We start from the raw sequence: 20,605 nt of genomic DNA, 5'->3' as shown, positions 1-20,605 counted from the left end.
CCGCCGCCCCGGGTGGGGCGGCGGCGCTGCTGGGAGGGTGTCAGCCGATGACGAGGAGGAGGTCGCCGGCCTGGACGGGGGTGGCCTCGGGGACGGCGAGGCGCGCGACGGTGCCCGCCACCGGGGCGGTGATCGCGGCCTCCATCTTCATCGCCTCGATCGTCGCGACCGTGTCGCCCGCCGCGACCCGGTCGCCCTTCGCGACGCGCAGCGTGACCGAGCCGTCGAACGGCGCGCCGACGTGGCCGGGTTCGGCCGGGTCGGCGCGCTCCACCGGCGGCGCGTCCGACGCGACGGACTTGTCGCGGACCGAGAGCGTCCGCAGCTGGCCGTTCACCGTGCAGATGACCTGCCGGACGCCCGCCTCGTCGATGTCGCCGACCGCTTCGAGGCCGGCGAGCACGCGCACGCCCGGTTCGAGGTCGAACGCGACCTCGTGCCCGGTGCGCAGCCCGTAGAGGAACGCGCCGGTCGGCAGGACGGACAGGTCCCCGTAGGCGGCGCGGGCCTCGCGGTAGTCCTTCGCCGGGCCCGGGAACAGAAGGCGGTCCAAGGTCTCGCGCACCTCGGCTCCGGCGAGTGCCTTCTCCTCGGCGCCGTCCAGTTCGGCACGGGCGGGCGTGTACTGGCGTCCCTCCAGCGCCTTGGTGCGGAAGGGCTCGGGCCAGCCGCCGGGCGGGTCACCGAGCTCGCCGTTGAGGAACCCGATGACACTGTCCGGGATGTCGTAGCGGTCGGGGTTCTCGGCGAAGTCGTCGGGGTCGGCGCCCGCGGCGACGAGGTGCAGGGCGAGGTCGCCGACGACCTTGCTGGACGGGGTGACCTTGACGAGCCGGCCGAGGATGCGGTCGGCGGCGGCATAGCAGCGCTCGATCTCCTCGAACCGGTCGCCGAGGCCGAGCGCGACGGCCTGCTGCCGCAGGTTCGACAGCTGCCCGCCGGGGATCTCGTGCTGGTACACGCGTCCGGTCGGGGACGGCAGGCCCATCTCGAACGGCGCGTAGAGCTTGCGCACCGCCTCCCAGTAGGGCTCCATCACGGTGAGCGCGTCGAGGTGGATCCCGGTGGCGCGTCCCGTGAAGTCGGTCGCGGCGACGATCGCCTGCAGGGGCGGCTGGCTGGTCGTGCCGGAGAGCGGTGCGGCGGCGCCGTCCACGGCGTCCACACCGGCTTCGATGGCCGCGATGTAGGTGCCGAGCTGCCCGCCTGCGGTGTCGTGGGTGTGGAGGTGGACGGGCAGGTCGAAACGCTCGCGCAGAGCGGTCACCAGTGTGCGCGCGGCGGGAGCCCGGAGGAGACCGGCCATGTCCTTGATGCACAGGATGTGGACACCCGCCTCCACCAGCTCCTCGGCGAGGCGCAGGTAGTAGTCGAGCGTGTAGATGCGCTCGTCCGGGGACGACAGGTCGCCCGTGTAGCAGAGCGTGCCTTCGACAAGGGCGTGCGTCTGGAGCACCGCGTCGATCGCGGGACGCATGCGCTCGACATCGTTCAGCGCGTCGAACACGCGGAAGATGTCGACGCCCGTACTGGCGGCCTCCTTCACGAACGCGCGCGCGACCGAGTCCGGGTACGGCGTGTAGCCGACGGTGTTGCGTCCGCGTAGAAGCATCTGGATGCACAGGTTCGGTGCGGCCTCCCGGATGGCCGCGAGCCTGTCCCAAGGGGACTCGCCCAGGAAGCGCAGCGCGACGTCGTACGTTGCGCCGCCCCACGCCTCTATCGAGAGGAGCTGCGGGGTCATGCGTCCGAGGTAGGGCGCCGCGGCGACGAGGTCGTGCGTGCGTACCCGTGTCGCCAGCAGCGACTGGTGCGCGTCCCGGAACGTGGTGTCGGTGACGGCCAACGCGTTCTGTGCACGCAGCTGCTCGGCGAACGCGCGCGCGCCGAGCGCCAGTAGCCGGTCACGTGAGCCCTCAGGGAACGGGGCGTCGTGCTGGAGCGGCGGGAGCTTCGTCGCCGGGTCCAGGTCCGTCGGCGCGTCACCGTGCGGCTTGTTGACGGTGACGTCCGCCAGGTACCGGACGAGCCGCGTCGCGCGGTCGCCGCTCGACCGCGCCGTCAACAGCTGCGGGTGGTCGGCGATGTAGGACGTGCTGACGCCGCCTGCGCGGAAGTCCGGCTCGTCCAGCAGCGCCTGCAGGAACGGGATGTTCGTCGCGACGCCGCGGATGCGGAACTCGGCGACCGCCCTGCGCGCGCGCCGCACGGCCTCCTCGAACGTCCGGCCCCGGCAGGTGAGCTTCACCAGCAGCGAGTCGAAGTGCGGGGACACGATCGCGCCGCCGTGCGCCGTGCCGGTGTCGAGGCGGACCCCGGCGCCGCCCGGCGACCGGTACGCCGAGATCTTGCCGGTGTCGGGGCGGAACCCGTTCGCCGGGTCCTCGGTCGTGATCCGGCACTGCACCGCGAACCCGCCGACCACCACGTCCTGCTGGGAGATGCCCAGGTCGTCGAGGGTCTCGCCGCCCGCGATGCGCAGCTGGCTCTGCACCAGGTCGACGCCCGTGACCTCCTCGGTCACGGTGTGCTCGACCTGGATGCGCGGGTTCATCTCGATGAAGACGTGCTCGCCGCGGTCGTTGACGAGGAACTCGACGGTCCCCGCGTTCACGTAGCCGATCTCGCGGGCGAACTTCACCGCGTCCTCGCAGAGCCGCTCCGCGAGGGCCGCGTCCAGGTGCGGCGCCGGCGCGATCTCCACGACCTTCTGGTGCCGCCGCTGCACCGAGCAGTCGCGTTCGCGCAGGTGGACGGTGTGGCCCGCGCCGTCCGCGAGGACCTGCACCTCGATGTGGCGCGGCCGGTCCACCGCCTGCTCCAGGAAGACCGTCGGGTCGCCGAACGCGCTCTCGGCCTCGCGGCGCGCCGTGTCCACGGCGGCCTCCAGGTCCGCGCGGGCGTCGACGCGGCGCAGCCCGCGCCCGCCGCCGCCCGCCGCGGCCTTCACGAACAGCGGGAAGCCGACCTCGTCGGCCGCCTCCAGCTCCCGGCCGGGCTCCGGCGTCGCCGACCGCAGCACCGGCAGGCCCGCCCGGCGCGCCGCCGCGACCGCCTCGATCTTGTTGCCGGCCAGGCTCAGCACCCGCGACGGCGGGCCGACGAACGTGATGCCGTTGCGCTCGCACGCCTCCGCCAGCTCCGGGCTCTCCGACAGGAACCCGTAGCCGGGGTAGACGGCGTCGGCGCCGACCCGCAGCGCCGTCTCGACGATGCCGTCCACGTCCAGGTAGGCGCGGACGGGGTGGCCGTGCTCGCCGATCTCGTACGCCTCGCCGGCCTTCTGCCGGTGCAGCGACAGCCGGTCCTCGTGCGCGTAGACGGCGACGCTGGCGATGCCGAGTTCGTAGGCGGCGCGGAACGCGCGTACGGCGATCTCGCCGCGGTTCGCGACGAGCAGCTTTGTGATCACGTGTTCTCCCAGGAGACGGCTCGGGCGCGGCCGCCCGCACCCGACGGCCTCCCGGGCTCGGCGCTGAGCGTCGCAGGAGCAAGGGCCGGTCCGGCGGGCGAACCGAATCTTCGGATACCTACCCAGTTGACCGGCCGGGCGCCGTCCCGGATACCCCGTCCCCTTGTGAACAAAGTGATAGATCGCGTTCAGCGAGAAAAATGCCCGTTTGTTCCGTTCGGCGATGGCTCCGCCTGGCGTCTTTCGCGACCGGGGGCGCGCGGGACGCTCTAGGCTGTTCGGTCGGGTTTCGTGTGCTTGTAGGGGGAACACGGTGCGGCTGCCGGAACATCTCGAACTTCTCGTCTCCGACGAGCCCGTCCTCGACGTGTACGCCTACGGGCCCTGGCGCGTCCCCGACGGCCTCTACGACGAGATCCGCGCCCGCATCGACAAGCTCGCCGCCGATCCGCGCTGCAAGGACGCCACCACCGACGACCACTCCCTGCTCACCGCGCCCGCCCCGCTCGTCGTCGCGGAACTGCTCCTCACCCTCGACTTCCTGCTCGGCGCCGGAGCCGTCAACGCCGGCACCCACTCCCGGCTGCAGTACCAGTTCTTCAACCGCTACCACAACGAGCCCCGCGACGCCGGCGGCTGGGGCGTCAGCCGCGGCTCCTTCCAGCCCCTCGAATGGCTCGAGGACTGCGGCGACCAGGACCTCGCCCTCGCGCTCGCCCGCGAGTCCCTCGACGTCCTCGAAGGGCTCGAACCGATCGAGCGGCGCCGCCAGGCCCTCATCAAGCTGTACGACGACCCGCCGCCCGCCCTGCGGATCCAGACGCCGCTCCCCGAACAGCGCGCCCTCTGGCTCGCCCACGCCAGCGACGACATCGTCACCGTCCTGCCCGAACTCGCCGGACCCATCGGCTACCTCGAATGGGTCTGCGCCGGGCTGCTGCCCGTCCACGAGCACCTGCGCGAGGTCGCCCCGCACGACGAGACCGCCGACGACCTGCTCGTCCACCTCCTCCTCCAGGGCGGGCTCAAGCAGGTCCCCGCCGAACTGTCCGTCGTCCTCACCGAGGACCGCTACGGCGAGCTCCTCGAACGCTTCGCCCGCGACCGCGGCACGTTCGAACCCAACCCCTGGTACCTCGGCGAATGGGGATGGCTCGGCCGCGCCCTCGGCGCCGGCGCCATCGACGCCTGCCGCGGCTGGCTCGACATGGCGATGCGCTTCACCGGCTGCGTCCAGGGCCTGCCCAACGAGCCCCGCATCCCCGACCCCGAATGGATCCCCGTCGGCGAGTTCGGCGCCGACGTCCGCCGGCTGTTCACCCCGCGCCGCCGCGTCGCCAACCCCCTCGCCGCCAGCGTCGGCACCGCCCCGTCCCGCACCCGCCGCACCCGCCGCGCCGAGGTCGGCTCCGGGCTCGTCGGCCAGCCCGACGTCGTCGCCGCCCTCGAGACGATCGCCGAGACCGGCGGGCCCGTCCGGCTGATGCTCGTCGGCCCCGACGGCACCGGCAAGCGCGACGCCGCCCAGGAGATCGCCCGCCTCCTGCGCGAGCACCGGATCGTCGACCCGCCGCTCTGGCTCGCCGACGACTTCTTCGCCGGCAAGGAGGTCTCCTCCGCCACCACCCAGCTCTACACCGAGGCCCGCGACGCCGCCGGCAACCGCCTCATGGTCATCGACGGCCTCGACGACATGTCCCGCGACGGCCGCAGCGGCGAGGCCATCGTCGAGGAACTCCACCGCGCCCTCGACGTCCACGACGACCTGCACGTCGTCGCCCTCTGCGAACCCGGCGGCGACGAACGCATCCGCGAGGTCAACCCCGGCCTCTCCCTGCGGTTCCAGGTCGTCCGCACCCACCCGTTCGACGCCGACGGCTACGCCGAGCTGTTCAACCGCGCCCTCCAGCAGCGCGGCGCCCGCGCCCACAAGCGCGCCCTCACCGCCGCCGGGCAGCTCCTCGTCCGGACCCCGCCCATCCGCAACCTCCGCAACGCCCGCCTCGCCCAGCGCCTCGCCGACATCGTCGTCGAGAACGTCCGTGCCAACACGCCCGCCGGCGAAGAGCTCGTCGTCAAGCGCGCCGACGTCCCCGCCACCTTCGACACCGCCGGCACCCCGTCCGACCCCATGGCCGAACTCGCCGCCCTCACCGGCCTCCGCACCGTCAAGGCGGAGATCGAACTGCTCGTCGCCGGCGCCAAGGCCGCCAAGCTGCGCCGCGAGGCCGGCCTCCCCTCGCCCGCCGCGCCCGCCCGGCACATGGTCTTCACCGGCGACCCCGGCACCGGCAAGACCGTCGTCGCCCGCCTCATCGCCCGCATCTTCAAGGACCTCGGGCTGCTCACGTCCGGCCACCTCGTCGAGGCGTCCCGCTCCACCCTCGTCGGACGCTACGTCGGCGAGACCGCCGTCAAGACCCGCGGCGTCGCGCAGAGCGCCGTCGGCGGCGTCCTGTTCATCGACGAGGCCTACGCCCTCACCGAGACCGGCATGTCCGACGACTACGGCCAGGAGGCCATCGCCGAACTCATCAAGGTGATGGAGGACCACCGCGACGACCTCGTCGTCATCGTCGCCGGCTACGAACGCGAGATGCAGCGCTTCGTCACCTCCGACCCCGGCCTCGCGTCCCGCTTCCCCACCACCGTCCGGTTCCCCGACTTCACCGACGCCGAACTCGTCGAGATCTTCACCGGCCAGGCGTCCGCCGCCGGCCTCGCGCCCGCCCCCGCCGCCCTCGACAAGATCGCCGAACTGCTCCGCCGGGCCCCGCGCGGCCGCTCCTTCGGCAACGCCCGCGTCATGCGCAACCTGTGCGAACGCGCCACCGCCCTGCAGGCCCGCCGCGTCACCGCGCTCCGCCGCCCCGGCCCCGACGACCTCGCCGCGCTGCTGCCCGGCGACATCCCCGACAGCCTCAGCGGCGCCGGACGCCTCGTCCCCGCCACCGACCCGCTCGCCGACCTCGACGCCCTCATCGGCCTCTCCGCGGTGAAGGAGGAGGTGCACCGCCTCGCCGCCGAGGCCCGCGGCGCCGAACTGCGCCGCGCCGCCGGCAAGCAGGTCACCGTCCCCACCCGGCACATGGTCTTCACCGGCAACCCCGGCACCGCCAAGACCACCGTCGCCCGCCTCATCGCCTCCGTCTACGGCCACCTCGGGCTGCTGTCGTCCGGCCACCTCGTCGAGGTGTCCCGCGCCGACCTCATCGGCCCCTACCTCGGCCAGACCGCACCCCGCGTCCGCGCCGCCGTCGAACAGGCCCTCGGCGGCGTCCTGTTCGTCGACGAGGCCTACTCCCTCGCCGGCGACGCCTACGGGCAGGAGGCCGTCGCCACCCTCGTCCAGCTCATGGAGGAGTACCGCGGCGACCTCGTCGTCATCGCCGCCGGCTACGCCCGCGAAATGGACGCCTTCCTCACCGCGAACTCCGGCCTCGCGTCCCGCTTCCCCAAGCGCATCGCGTTCCCCGACTACACCGACGACGAACTCGCCGCCATCTTCGAGCACCTCGCCGCCGCCGAAGGCCTCACCCTCGCCCCCGACGTCCCGTCCCGGCTGCGCGCCGTCCTCCGCGACACCCCGCGCGGCCCGTCCTTCGGCAACGGCCGCTACATGCGCAACCTGCTGGACGCCGCCGTCGCCGCCCAGTCCGAACGCCTCACCTCCGCCGGCGCACCGTCCGGCACCGAAATCATCACCCTGCGCGCCGAGGACGTCCGCACCACCGCCCCCGCCTCCCCGGACCGCACCACAGGTCTGTACCTCTGACCCGTCCACATATCGTCTGACGCCGCAACACACAATTGGTCGGAATCTCCCGCCTGTGCCTGTCTAGACTCGTCTCGCCCAATCAATGCGGAGCTGGAAGGGGCTCGGTGTCCGATCGAGACTGGCAGCACACGGTGCTGCGCGACCTCGGCGCACTCGAAACCGGCCTGGTCCCCCCTGACCCACGCCCAGCGCAAGCCCCGAGATCGGCACCCACCGCGGGCAAGCAGCCCAGCGAGAACACCACCCCAGGCACCGCCGCGCCGCACGACCCGTCTTGGGAGGCCCCCGCGCTTCCGGCGTCCGGCTCCGCGCCCCCAAGCCGCCACCCGACCCCGCCCGCAGGCACGCGCACCCCCACAGCGCCCTTCTCCCGCTCCACACTCGCCCAGCCGCTGCCCGCACGCCCCGGCCAGGCGACGACCCGGACGGCCACCCTCCCGTCCGCCACGCCAGAACCCCCAACACCGCACCCCCACCCCGACGGACTCGCCGAGCCCCAGCCCGCCGGCACCGAAACACCCAACGGAAAACCGTCACGCCACACCCCGCCAAAGCCAACACACCCAGACGCACCGAGGGTGCCGGACGCAGCGTCCCTCGACCCCACGGACGAGCCTCCCGCTGCCTCCTCCCCCATCCCGTCAACGGACGCCATCTCCACCACGGGTCGGACGATCCCGCCCACCGAAACAGCAGACGCCCCACCACCCGCAGCCCCCAACACCGCGACGACCGCCGACACCGAGCCGTCAGCCTCAACCGAGCCCTCCAAGACGACGAGCTCCACACCTCCTGAAGAGGCCGCACCGTCCACCACACCCGCGCAAGAAGCCGCAACCTCGGCCACCCCGGCGACGCTGCCTACACCCCCCGGAGAGCCCTCCACCCCCGCATCACCCACGGCCGCCACACCCCCGACACAGACGTCACCAGCCAGCGCCCCCGCCGACATCACTCCACCAACGGAGCCGTCACCGACCGCTGAGCACCCCGCACCACCAGAGGCTCCGACGCTCCCCGCTGACGCTCACACTCCGGCACCCCACGGAACCGAGGAAGCACCGGCCACTACCGCGGAAACCGGGCCGTCGGCGCCTCCAGCCTCGACGACCGGCCCCGCAGACACCGCTTCTTCGCCGTCTTCCGCGTCCGAAGGCCAGGCGCTCGCCTCCGCAGAAGCCGGACCATCAGCCCTCCCCGGCCGAACGCTCCCCTCCACACACGAGAACACTTCAACGCCCCCGCCCTCGGCAACCACGCAAGCGGACGCAGGCCCTTCGCCGACCACTGCATCCGCAAGCCGGACGATCAGCTCCCCCGATCCCGGACCATCAACGCCCGCGCAGCCCCCCGCCTCGACACCGCCCTCGACACACACAAGCCCTTCAACACCCCCTACGGCCCCAGCCTCGACACCCACCCCCGCAGACGCAGCCCCTCCGCCGACCACTGCATCCGCAGGCTGGACAATCGCCTCCCCAGACGCCGAACCGTCACCACCCCCGGCAACCCCAGGCCAGACGATCCCCGCCGCAGACACGAGCCCATCAACGCCCCCCGCGGCCCCTGCCTTGCCCCCCAAGCCCGCAGAGACACCCCCTCCGTCAACCTCTGCGTCGGAAGGCCGGACGATCACCCCGCCAAACGCCGAACCGCCCGTACCGCTGCCAGCCCCAAGCTCGACGACCGCCTCTCCGCCCACCGGCCCTGCGACGCCCCCAGCAGCCCCGAGCGCACCAATCACGCCCGCGGACGCCGGGGATCCGGTACCTCCCACTACGCCCGGATGGACGATCAACCCGCCAGACGCCGAACCGTCACCACCCCCGGCAGCCCCAGACCGGACGATCCCCGCCGCACACACGAGCCCATCAACGCCCCCCGCACTCCCAGCCTCGACACCCACCCCCGCAGACGCGGGCCCTCCGCCGACCACTGCGTCCGCAGGCTGGACGATCGCCTCGCCCGACGCCGAACCGCCGGCACCCCCGGCAGCCCCAGGCTGGACGGTCCCCGCCGCACATACCGACTCCGCAGCCCCAGCCTCGCCGACCGCGTCCGCAGAGGCGAACCCTCCGGCAGCCCTCACAGCCGAAGGGGAGACAAGCACCTCCCAAGACGCCAGTCCGTCAGTGCCGCCGACAGCGCCGAACTGGACGACCGCCTCTCCGCACACCGGCCCCGCTACGCCCCCGGCAGCCCCGAGCGCACCGGTCATGCCCGCAGACGCCGGGGATGCGACACCTCCCGCTACGCCCGGTTGGACGATCGCTTCGCCATCCGACCAGCCGTCAACGACCGCCGGCCCTCCACCGACCGACCCGGCCTCGGGCGCGCCGATGCACAATGCCCCCGCGCCGCCACCGGCCAGTCCGCCCGCGGCAACCGGTTCGCCCAACCGGCTCGCCACGCCGCCCGGGGGCGTGCCGGCTCCTCAGGACCTCGTCCGGCGCAACCCGCACGGTGATCCGATGTCCCGCCGGCTGGGACGCGGTGTCCGCCGCGCGATGGGCGCGTCCGCCGCCGGCCAGGTCCGCGAACTGGCGCAGCTCACGGCGCAGATCGGCGTCCCGGTCCCGTCCAGCCGCCGGATCGCGGTGACGAGCATCCGGGGCGGCGCCGGCAAGTCGACGATCGCCGCGCTCATCGCGGGGGTCCTCCGGCAGTACCGTCCGGACCGCGTCCTCGCGATCGACGCCGACCCTGGCCTCGGTTCCCTGGCGCTGCGGATCGGCGTCAACGCCCCGAGTTCGCTCCGAGAGCTCGCCGCCGCCCGCCCCAACACCTGGGACGAGACCGCCGCGCACCTCGGCCGTACTCCCGAGGGTCTCTTCGTCCTGCCCGCCGCCCCCAGCGGCGCCGTCGCGGACGATCTCGACCACGCGACCTTCCAGTACGGCACCGGCCGCCTCGGACGCTATTTCTCCACCACCGTCATCGACTGCGGCGGAGGGCTCGTCTCCGAGCTGCAGCGCGGAATCCTGCATGGCGCCCACGCGCAGGTGTTCGTCACGCCCGGCACGCCCGACGGTGCCCTCAGCGCGCGCGCCGCCCTCAACTGGATGGCCTGGAACGGCCTCGGCCCGCTACTCCAACGCACGGTCATCGTCCTGGTCGCGCACACACCGAACCCGGACGCCGACCTGGACCGGGCCGCTCGCCTCCTCAGCAGCGGCACGCTCCCCGTCACCCTCCTCCCCTTCGACCGGCACCTCGCCGCCGGCATCGCCATCGCCCCCGAACGCGTCAGCATGCCCACCCACGCCGCCGCGACCCGGATCGCGGCGGACGTCTTCACCCGTTCCCTGAGCGCATCATGAGCCGCGAACTGATAGTCCTCACCACCGACAAGCCGTCCTTGGACCTCCAGGCCCTGGCATCCCCGCCGCTCCGCGCAGCGAGGGATTACGTCTTCGACGCCGAGGACCGCCTCCTCCTGCGCGTCCGGGAACCGGTCCTCGTTTCCGTCCCCGGCGAAGCGGAACGCCTTCTCGGAATCGATTCCGCCGCCCCCGTGTGGTGGACGGAGATCCACATCGCCACGGACTCACCCGAAGCCCACCACCTGGCCCAACGCTGCGCCGAAACCATCAACGGCACGATATGGACGGCTCAATGACGCAAACCGCAGGCGGCGCCGACGTCCTCACCGCCCACGCCATGGTCATGCTGAACGACCGCCCTGTCGTCCCCCTCTCTCCCGCCATCTCCGAAGCCCTCACCGAATGCGAAGGGACGAACCGCACGCTCCAGCTCGTCACGTCTGCCACAAGCCGCGTGACCCTTCCGCTCCGCGCATCCAAAGCGCAGTGGCTGGTCCACGCGGACAACGGCTACTACGAGGGCCTTACCGGACGTCCCATGCACTGGAACGGCAACGCTTTCGTCCCGCTCCCCGAGGCGCGCGACTATGCCTCGACCTACACAACGCCTCCGACCGCTCCGATCGGGAACCAGCTCGTCCTGACCTTCCAGGCCCGCCACGGCCCCTCAGCCGTCCTTGGCGCACACGCAGAGAAACTGATGCGCCTCCTGACCGGCGAACCCCCCAAGGGCTGGGGCCGCACCGAACCCCTGCAACACCCCTGGCACACCGACAAACTGACAACCCACGTAACGAACACGTCGTCGACGCAACTCATCGCCATAGGCACGGGCACCCGCCCGGCAATAGCCACCTCGCACTTCTCGCCGCTCGTACCCCCGGGCTCCGGCACAGCCGAGCAAACGACCCTCACCATCGGCTACACCTACGACGAGGATCCTCCGATCCCCCAGCTCCCTTCCTTCATCGACCTCCTGTCAGCGGACCACCCGCTGACCGCCCTTCTCGCCCAGCTCGTCCCCGGTCGCGCCGACCTCACGACCGAACCGCGCTGGACGGGCTCGTCGGCTCCCATCGGCCTTGCCTCCGCCGGCGCCTACACCGGCCCGCCGGGCTTCTCCCGCAAGCGCCTCGGCCCCCCGGACGCCCCCGTCACCTGGTACCAGCTGGGCGACGGCTACTCACCCGAATACTGGCAACGCCACCAGGACCTCCTAACCCACCTCCGCCGCACCACCTGAACCCTTCAGGTGCAAGCCCGGCTCTCGTCGATGAGCCTCTGCATCGCCTTCTGATCCGGTGGCCCGATCAACTGCACGACGACACCGATCCCTTGGTGGACGTGCGTCACCCACCGGTGAGGCATTGACGGGCGGACCGCCCGTCGCAGGCCCGCCGCCGAAGGGGACTTCTTGGCGACCGCCAAGCGAGACATCGAGGGTGAAGGAGGCTGGGATCTGGTCGAAGGTGGCGGTCAGGGCGGTGTTGGCTTTGGCCGGGTGCTTTTGGGCCGCCTTGTCGGCGGCCAGCTTGGTGGCCTCGGTGGGTTCGTGCCCGCGACGGTGCCGAGCGAGGCGGACGTGGACGGCATCCTCTGCTGGGAGACCACCATCGCGGTGTAGCCGCTGTGTATCAAGCTGGAGAACTGGCCGCTGGGCGTGGCGCCGCTTCGGGTCGCCTTCGTGAGCAAGCGCATGTCAGCGCTGCCGGGTTCCTGGGCACCGCCCTTCCAGATCATGTTGAGGCGCTGGATGTGCTTACCGAGGTTGCCTTCGGCCTCGCTGAACGCCTTCTGAACCATGGCGTGGGCCTCCGCCACGCCGCCGAGCCCGTCCGGCCAGGCCTGCTCGATGTAGCCGGCGAGCGTGGCGTAGTCGTACTGCGCAAGGTTCCCGTGCCCCAGCGTTCCGGGCCGGATTCCCTGGTGGAACGCCTGTCCGCCCCCGTCATCCACCTCGGGCCCGTCCGCTGCGCAGCCTCCCAATGGTGGACCTCGCTGACCTCCACCTTCCAGGCCGTCAGAGTGCGCTGCAGCCCGAAAGGTCGCCGTTCATCGCTGCGGCGACCTGTAGCAACTGCCGGCGGTGGACTTCCACCGACTGGGCTCTGGTGTGGCCGCCACCGGGCCTGGGCTCGGCGGCGGTATGCAGACCGCAGATGATCAGGTCCAGCCCGCTTGGAGACGGTGTGACGGGGGCTGTGGCGCCCAGGTGCGGGAACCGGTGGAGGTCAGGCGAGGGGTCTTGGGGAGGCAAGGGCGATGGTCGTCAGGTGTGGTTCAGGAGCCCCACATGGCGGTGTTCTGGCGTTCGGCGCCCAGGTGGATGTCGTGGGATTCGCCGATGACCTTGCTCATGCTGGACACGGCGGTGGCCATGCGCTGGGCGGCGAGTTTCCACTCGCGGGACTTCTGCTCGTAGGCGTTGCGGGCGTCGCCGTCCCATTCGGCCAGGTGGGCGCGGACCTGGCTGTCCAGGGTGTCCAGGACCGACTGGTAGCTCTTGAGCGCGCTGGTGAAGTTGCCCTGCGCGTTCTGCATGCCGCCGAAGTCGACGTAGGTGAAGTCGGTGCTCATCTCGGAGGGCCTCCCGTGCCGTGTGCTGCCGTGCCGTGCCGTTGTGGGTGTTGTGTGGGGGGTGGGGTCAGCCGTTGACCAGGCCCTTGAGGGTGTTGACGCGGGCGGTCTTGTTCTGCTCGGCGGTCTGGTACTTGGCCTTGGTGTGCACGAGCTTTTCCTGGATGAGGTCCAGGTCCTTCAGGACCTTGGCGAACTCGGTCTCGAACAGGTTGTAGACCTGGGTGAACGCCGCCGACGACTCGCCCTTCCACGCGCTCTGCAGTTCGGCGTGGTGGGTGTTGAGCTGGTTCTTGATCTGGCCGATCTGGCCGTGGGCGTCCTGGACGTTCCCGGCCGCCTGCTGCATGTGCTGCCGGTTCACCGATGACCGGTTGCTCATCGCCGTTCTCCTTCACCTCGACTGCGCGGGCATCACGAGACGGGCGCCCGCGGGTACCGGCAGAGAATCCCGGACCGTTCGACGACACACCCCGTGACAACGAGCAAGACGAAGCGTAGAGAGCAGCGAAACCGCCTGTCCATCAGGAATGACACCTGTGGATAACTATGAACGGCGTGGCATCCAGGGCTGAACAGGCAAAGCAGTCAAGCCCTCGAACGGTTCCGGCGTTATTTGGCCGGAACCGGCCGCCCGGCGGCCGAAGATGTCAGCGTGGGACCCTCTTTGAACAGTTGCAATAGGTTTGCCGGAATTGGGGTGGCGTCCTTCGTGCTGTAGCCGAGTTTGGCGATGTCGTCGGCGGTGGGGATCGGATAGCGCAGGCCCTGGTCGGTGAGAAGGGAGAACGTCTGCACCGGCTGGCCTGGGCCGGAGAGGGTGCCCGCGAACGTCCCGCCCCCGGGGAGGACGACCTGGTCGAGGCCGGAGGACGTCTGCCCGGACGGCGCGGGGAGGTTGCCGCCGATGGTGAAGCGGGCGTCCGCCGAGAGCCGGGACGCCTTGCGGTAGACGGTGCACAGGGGCTGGTGGGAGTCGTAGGCGACGATGTGCGGCGGCGAGTCCGGTAGGGCGTGGTCGTAGAGGTTGCTCTGGGACGGCTTCGACGTGGCCTCTGCGGGAGTGATGTCGCGCGGTGGTCCGGCCGCCAGGGAGTCGAGCAGGAGGCGGGCCTGCGTGGCGGAGATGCTGGCGAGCCCGTCGGGGAGCTGCACGTACCAGCGTTCCGGGGTCCCGGCTATGGCGGCGACATGGAAGATCTGTCCCGCGGGTGCCGAGGTGTTGCCGGGCCCGGGGAACTCGTGTCCTTGCTGGGGGATGGAGGGGGCGGCGTAGTCGGGTCCTTGGGGCAGGCCGTTCAGCCAGCGTTCGTCCACTGCGACGGGCTGTTCGGCGCTGAGGCCGCGGGCGGCCTTCGGGGTGATGCGCATGCGGCTGTTGCGCCAGATGAGCCAGTCCTGCGTACCTCCCCTGACGACCACGCCTTGAGCGTCGGCTAGGGGGCGCCCGCCTATGTCGGGGCCGCCCACTAGGGAGACCGTGGAACCGCCCGAAGACGCTGAGGTGCGGGCGCACAAGGACCATGCCGTGTGGCTGGGTTTCCCCGTCTCGGGAAGCGATTCGGGCGCGCCCTGGATGCCGGTGAGCGGGTCCCGCGGGTACTTCGCCAGGGACTTGGACGAGACCGTCTTGCGCTGGATCTCCGACGTCGGCATGGCGAGCCGGGCGGAGGCGTAGTTGAGGAACGGGACCAGCTTGCGGTCCTGCCGACTGTAGGCGTAGGTGGCGCCCGTCTCCTTCTCGATGATGAGCACGCCGGGGCGTTCGAGGTTGCGGGCGCCGCCCTTGAAGATGAGGCCGGTGATGCCGAAGCCGGCCGCGACCAGGACGGCCACCATGACGCCGCAGATCGTCCCGACGCCGGTGCGGCGCAGCGGGGACTCCGCGGCGCTCGGACTGCCCTGGAGGAGCGCCAGGGCGACGCGCTGGGTCATCAGGCGGTGCGCCTGGTACAGGTCCTTGCGGGTCTGCATCAGCCGGCCAGTCCTCGCAGCCAGGAGTACAGGTTGAGCAGGCCGAACGCGAGCGGCAGCAGGCTGATGACGAGCATGATGTCGACGATGTCGCCGGCCCGGCCCCAGAAGGGCGAGGGCTTACGGGCGGGGAGCCTGAGGGCCATGGCGGTCATGACCGCTACGGCCAGTACGGCGGGGAGGACGACGGTCAGCAGCGTCATGGCCGGGGTGGCCGTGACGGCTTGGTGCACGGCGAGGATGGCGAGCCCTACAAGGCCTGAGAGCAGCATCCAGAGGCGTTGTGAACGGCCGTGGAAGACACGCGCGCGCAGGAGGAGCACCAGGGAGAGGCAGATGCTCATCGTCACGGGCAGCCATCCGTGCGTGGTGAGCAGGGACAGCTGTGCGCCGAGCCCCGCCAGTCCTACGGCGGCGACCAGTCCGGTCGCGAAACGGTCGGCCTCGCGTGTGCGGCGCAGGAGGGTCGGCCCGTCGAAGGTCTGGGCGCTGCGGAGTTCTTCGGCGTTCTCTGGAACGGGGGGCAGCGGCAGCCGCGCCAGGCGGAACGCCAGGGACGGGATGAGGGCCGTGACGGCGAGGCACAGGGAGGCGTCGAAGGTGGCCGTTCCGGACGGGGACAGCCCGACGCCCTGGACGAGTGCGGCCGACACCAGTCCGAGCAGGGCGACGAACGCGACGCCCAGGAACGTCGGCAGACCGTCGTGGATGGCGAACGCGGAGACGACGGCGGCGAGGGTGACCGCGGCGAAGGCTGCCGCGAGGTGCGGCGTTCCGAGGTGCAGGAGGGGCACGGACCTGGCCGGCGCCAGGAGGCCGCCCAGGAACGCGTACGGGAGCGCGCTGTAGCCGAGGACGGCTCCGGCCCCAGAATCGCCGAGCGCGCGCGACAGGACGATTCCCGCCAGCAGGAGCACGATGGCGACGCCGGCGGACGCGGCCGTCAGCAGCCCCCAGGGCGGCCCCGTAAGGGCGATGCCCACGGCGCCCAAGCCGAGGGTGGCCGCGCCTGCGAGTAGGCCGAAGCGCCGCGTGGTCTCGGGGCGCCACCGGTCGGCGTGCTCGTTCACGCCCGTGGCGACGACGTCGGCGACGTCGTCGAAGGCGACCTCGGGGAACTGGGACAGCTCGGGCCGGAAGTAGAGGATCTCGCCGTCGCTGACGCCGAGGGCGGACAGCGAGCGCGACTCGTCGAGCGGCGCCTCGTCGAGCCGCTGCAGCACCCAGCCGGAGTGCGCGAGCCCCGCGTCGGCCAAATTGTGGCCCGCGACCTGCAGCAACGTCGGAAGCATGTGGGAAAGGGGAATGTCTCCGGGCAGCGAGAGGTCCAGCCTGCGGTGCGGGGCGACGACGACCACGCGGCACAGGTCGGCGCCCGTCGAGGTATTCACGCGACCTCCGATCGTAGCGATGACCGCACATTCACTATCAGCCGGGACCGTTTTCCGCCACCCGGAGAATGGCTTCGCGGCAGGGCGCGGACCGCCGGGGGATCACTAGGATGACCCGAAATTGACTCCGGGTCATGGCGACGCGAAGGGAAACGGCCGTGGGAATCGTGGTGGTGCGGCGGCCGGAAAGGCGGCCGCCTCCGCGGCTGCCCGAGGGCGAGATCGTGCTGGAACCTCCCCCGGAGATCCCGGAGACGATCAGCCAGGGGTTCGCGAACGCGCTGATGTACCTGCCCATGGCCGCCAGCGGCGGCGCCATGGGGCTGATGTTCATGGGCGGCGCGGGCGGCGCCGGAGGCGGCAACCCGATCATGTGGGTGGCGTCCGGCCTGTTCGTCCTGTCGATGGTCGGCATGGGCTTCGGGCACATGGGCCAGGGCGCGGGCGAGCGGAAGCAGCGGCTGAACGGCGCGCGCCGCGACTACTACCGTTACCTGGACCAGATGCGCGCGCGCGTGCGGAAGGCCGCGAAGCAGCAGCGGGAGGCTCTGGAGTGGAGCGGCCCTAGCCCCCGGACACTGTGGTCCCTGGCGATGAGCCACCGGTTGTGGGAGCGGCGTCCGTCGGACGAGGACTTCGGCCAGGTACGTGTCGGGCGGGGGCGGCAGAGGCTCGCGCTGGAGCTCGTCACGCCGGAGACCAAGCCGATCGAGGATCTGGAGCCGATGTGCGCCGGCGCGCTACGGCGCTTCATGCGCGCCCATGCGACGGTCCCCGATCTGCCGGTGGCGGTCTCGTTGCCGGCGTTCGCTCGGATCATGGTGACGGGAGACCCGATCGCGGCGCGGGCCATGGCACGGGCTCTTGTGGCGCAACTCGTCACCTTCCATACGCCGGACGATGTGCGGCTCACCATCTGCGCGTCGCCGGACCGTATGCGGCAGTGGCAGTGGGCGAAGTGGCTGCCGCACTGCCTTCATCCGACCGAGCACGACGCTGCAGGACCGGTGCGCCTCACGGGGCACTCCCTGACGGACCTGGAGGCTCTGCTCGAGGACGACCTGAAGGACCGTCCTCGCTTCTCCCCCGGGGTCGACACCCAGGACCTTCCGTTCCACGTGGTGGTGGTGGACGACGGCATCGTGCCGACCGACTCCCAGATGGGTGCTGACGGCATCAAGGGCGTGTGCGTCATCGACCTGAGCGGTTCCGTGGCACCGACGTCGGACGCGACCATGCTGCGTCTCCACGTCACCGATGACGGCATGCAGATGATGGAGCGCGACCACACCGGCAAGGACGTGTCCAGTCCGCTGGGCAAGGCCGACTCGTTCACGCCCGTACAGGCGGAGGGTCTTGCGCTTCGTCTCGCGCCGTTGCGGGCGGGCGCCGCGGACGAGCCGGAGCAGAACGCGCTCGCGAGCAACCTCACGTTGACGTCGTTGCTCGGTCTGGCGGGCCCCTACGGCATCGACGTCCGGTCCACCTGGCAGCCTCGGGCGCAGCGCAACCGGCTACGCGTGCCGATAGGCGTGGACTCCGACGGCCGTACGGTGGAGCTCGACATCAAGGAGTCCGCGCAGGGCGGCATGGGTCCGCACGGGCTGCTGATCGGCGCGACCGGTTCGGGCAAGTCCGAGCTGTTGCGGACGCTGGTCCTGGCCTTGGCTGTCACGCACTCCTCGGAGACGCTCAACTTCGTCCTCGTCGACTTCAAGGGCGGCGCGACGTTCCTGGGGCTGGAGCGCCTGCAGCACGTGTCCGCGGTCATCACGAACCTGGAGGAGGAGCTGCCGCTCGTCGACCGCATGTACGACGCCCTCCAGGGCGAGATGATCCGGCGTCAGGAGCTGCTGCGGTCAGCGGGCAACTACGCCTCACTACGCGACTACGAGCGCGCGCGCGAGCAGGGTGCCCAGCTGGCTCCCATGCCGACGCTGTTCGTGGTGCTGGACGAGTTCTCCGAGCTGCTGGCCGCCAAGCCGGAGTTCGCGGAGCTGTTCGTGATGATCGGGCGCCTGGGGCGTTCGCTGGGAGTGCACCTGCTTCTCGCTTCGCAGCGGCTGGAGGAGGGCAAGCTGCGCGGGCTCGATTCGCACCTGTCGTACCGGATCGGGCTCCGGACGTTCTCGGCGATGGAGTCGCGGGTGGTCCTGGGCGTTCCGGACGCGTACGAGCTGCCGTCCCAGCCCGGCAACGGGTTCCTCAAGGTCGACGTCAGCGACATGGTCCGGTTCAAGGCGGCATATGTGTCGGGCCCGGTCGAGGAGGAGGAACGGACACAGGCCGCCGCTGCCGGAACCGGGACGCCGCGGCAGATCATCCCCTACAGCACGGCCTACGTTCCGTCGCAGACGCCGCAGCGGCACGCGCCCGAGGAGCCCGATGCCGGGCAGGAGACGGGCGAGACCCTTTTCAAGGCCGTCATCGACCAGCTCGCAGGGCACGGTCCTGAGGCGCACCGCATCTGGCTGCCGCCGCTGGACGTTCCGCCTACGGTCGATGAGCTGCTTCCTCCGCTGTCGCCCACGCGCGAGCACGGCCTCACGGCGGCCGGATGGGAGGGGCGCGGCCGTCTCGCCGCCGTGGTGGGGATCGTCGACCGGCCCTTCGACCAGCAGCGCGTCCCGTTCTGGGTGGACCTGTCGGCGGCGGCGGGGCACGTCGGCATCGCGGGCGCCCCGCAGACGGGCAAGTCGACGATGCTGCGTTCGCTCATCACGTCGCTTTCGCTGCTGCACACTCCGGAGGAGGTGCAGTTCTACTGCCTGGACTTCGGTGGCGGCACGCTCGGCGGGCTTTCAGGGCTGCCGCATGTGGGCGGTGTGAGCAACCGGCTCAACGCCGACCGCGTCCGCAGGACGGTGGCGGAGGTGTCCACGCTCCTTGAGCGGCGCGAGCGCGAGTTCGCCGAACGCGGCATCGACACCATCGCGACGTACCGGCGTCTACGGGCGGCCGGTCAGATCCCCGGTGACGGGTTCGGAGACGTCTTCCTCGTAGTGGACGGGTGGATGACCCTCCGACAGGAGTACGAGCACCTGGAGGAGGTCATCACCGACATGGCCGCGCGGGGGCTCGGCTTCGGCGTGCACGTGGTGGCGACGGCGGGCAAGTGGTCGGAGTTCCGGATGGGGATCCGGGACGTGTTCGGCACGCGCCTGGAGCTGCGGCTGGGCGACTCCTACGAGTCGGAGATCGACCGGCGGCTCGCCGAGAACGTTCCCGAGGGGCGGCCTGGCCGCGGTCTCACCCGCGACCGCCTGCACTTCCTGGCCGCGCTGCCGCGGCTGGACGGGAGCGGTGACGCCGCCGACCTCGGAGACGGCGTGGCGAAGATGGTCGAGGTGGTCGCGGGAGCCTGGCAGGGCCCCCAGGCGCCGCCCGTGCGGCTCCTGCCCGACCTGCTCCCGGCGCCGGCCCTGCGGGAGGCTCTCGGGGACGCTGAGACGCCGAAATGGCGGGTCCCCATCGGGATCGACGAGGACGCCCTGTCGCCCGTCCTGCTGGACTTCGCCGCCGACCCGCATTTCGTGGTCGTCGGCGACACCGAGTGCGGCAAGTCGAACCTGCTGAAGCTGATCACCGAGGGCATCGTCGCGGGGCACGGCCCGGACGAGGCGAGGCTGATCTTCATCGACTACCGGCGCGCGCTCCTCGACACGGCCGACACCGACCACCGGGTCGGCTATGCCGCGTCGGCGTCCGCCGCGACGGAACTGGTGACCGATCTGGTGGACGCCCTCAACGACCGCCTCCCGCCGGCCGACCTCACACCCGAGCAGCTGCGTAAGCGGTCCTGGTGGAAGGGGTCCGACGTGTTCGTCGTCGTCGACGACTACGACCTCGTCGCCACGGGCAACAACCCGCTGCTACCGCTGCTCGACCTTCTCCCCCAGGCGCGCGACATCGGCCTCCACCTCGTCCTGTCCCGGACCATGGGCGGTATGGGCCGCGCCTTGTACGACCCGGTCATCCAGCAGTTGAAGGACTTGGCCGCACCGGCGCTCATCATGTCCGGCAGTAAAGAGGAGGGCGCTCTCTTCGGCGAGGTGCGTCCGACACCGCTGCCGGTGGGGCGCGGCACCCTCACCGACAGGCGGAAGGGTGCGCGACTGGTGCAGACCGCGCTGGACGACTGACGGGGCTG

At 71.4% G+C, this 20,605-nt stretch carries 11 protein-coding genes; 5 read left to right on the top strand and 6 right to left on the bottom strand.

The window, feature by feature from the left end; all coding sequences use genetic code 11:
• Positions 1–40: 40 nt before the first annotated feature.
• Positions 41–3,412 carry a pyruvate carboxylase gene (locus J4709_RS43235; protein ID WP_208250895.1) on the bottom strand — a complete coding sequence of 1,124 codons (3,372 nt, stop codon included), beginning with the start codon at positions 3,410–3,412 and terminating at the stop codon, positions 41–43.
• Positions 3,413–3,725: 313 nt separating this feature from the next.
• Between J4709_RS43235 and J4709_RS43230 the strand changes: the two genes are divergently transcribed.
• The 4 genes from J4709_RS43230 (at position 3,726) to J4709_RS43215 (ending at position 11,756) form a co-directional block, all read left to right on the top strand.
• Positions 3,726–7,187, top strand: a complete 3,462-nt coding sequence (locus J4709_RS43230; protein ID WP_208250894.1) for an AAA family ATPase — start codon at positions 3,726–3,728, stop codon at positions 7,185–7,187.
• Positions 7,188–9,661: 2,474 nt separating this feature from the next.
• The gene (locus tag J4709_RS43225) at positions 9,662–10,510 is read left to right on the top strand and encodes a MinD/ParA family ATP-binding protein (protein ID WP_208250893.1); all 849 of its coding nucleotides are present in this window, start codon (positions 9,662–9,664) and stop codon (positions 10,508–10,510) included.
• Positions 10,507–10,809 (top strand): hypothetical protein, encoded by a 303-nt coding sequence (locus J4709_RS43220; RefSeq protein ID WP_208250892.1) that lies wholly within the window; start codon positions 10,507–10,509, stop codon positions 10,807–10,809. Before J4709_RS43225 ends, J4709_RS43220 begins: the two co-directional genes overlap by 4 nt.
• Complete coding sequence (locus J4709_RS43215; RefSeq protein WP_232384930.1) at positions 10,806–11,756, top strand: DUF6177 family protein; 951 nt, start codon at positions 10,806–10,808, stop codon at positions 11,754–11,756. Before J4709_RS43220 ends, J4709_RS43215 begins: the two co-directional genes overlap by 4 nt.
• A gap of 233 nt (positions 11,757–11,989) precedes the next feature.
• Here the strand turns inward: J4709_RS43215 and J4709_RS43210 are convergent, their stop codons facing one another.
• The 5 genes from J4709_RS43210 to eccD form a co-directional block, all read right to left on the bottom strand.
• On the bottom strand, positions 11,990–12,469 hold the full coding sequence (locus J4709_RS43210) for a hypothetical protein (protein WP_208250891.1): 480 nt from the start codon (positions 12,467–12,469) through the stop codon (positions 11,990–11,992).
• Positions 12,470–12,793: 324 nt separating this feature from the next.
• Positions 12,794–13,090, bottom strand: a complete 297-nt coding sequence (locus J4709_RS43205; protein ID WP_208250890.1) for a WXG100 family type VII secretion target — start codon at positions 13,088–13,090, stop codon at positions 12,794–12,796.
• A 67-nt stretch (positions 13,091–13,157) separates the two neighbouring features.
• Entirely contained in the window at positions 13,158–13,472 is a 315-nt protein-coding gene (locus tag J4709_RS43200; RefSeq protein ID WP_208250889.1) for a WXG100 family type VII secretion target, read from the bottom strand.
• Positions 13,473–13,702: 230 nt separating this feature from the next.
• Positions 13,703–15,064 (bottom strand): type VII secretion protein EccB, encoded by a 1,362-nt coding sequence (gene eccB / locus J4709_RS43195; protein WP_208250888.1) that lies wholly within the window; start codon positions 15,062–15,064, stop codon positions 13,703–13,705.
• Complete coding sequence (gene eccD / locus J4709_RS43190; protein ID WP_208250887.1) at positions 15,064–16,455, bottom strand: type VII secretion integral membrane protein EccD; 1,392 nt, start codon at positions 16,453–16,455, stop codon at positions 15,064–15,066. Before eccD ends, eccB begins: the two co-directional genes overlap by 1 nt.
• Positions 16,456–16,613: 158 nt before the next feature.
• Between eccD and eccCa the strand changes: the two genes are divergently transcribed.
• Positions 16,614–20,597: a type VII secretion protein EccCa gene (eccCa, locus tag J4709_RS43185; RefSeq protein ID WP_208250886.1), complete on the top strand. Its 3,984-nt coding sequence runs from the start codon at positions 16,614–16,616 to the stop codon at positions 20,595–20,597.
• The last annotated feature ends 8 nt before the right edge of the window (positions 20,598–20,605 follow it).

Source organism: Actinomadura violacea (genome assembly GCF_017573465.1).
Classification (GTDB): domain Bacteria; phylum Actinomycetota; class Actinomycetes; order Streptosporangiales; family Streptosporangiaceae; genus Spirillospora; species Spirillospora violacea.
This window is presented reverse-complemented; position numbering and strand designations above follow the sequence as displayed.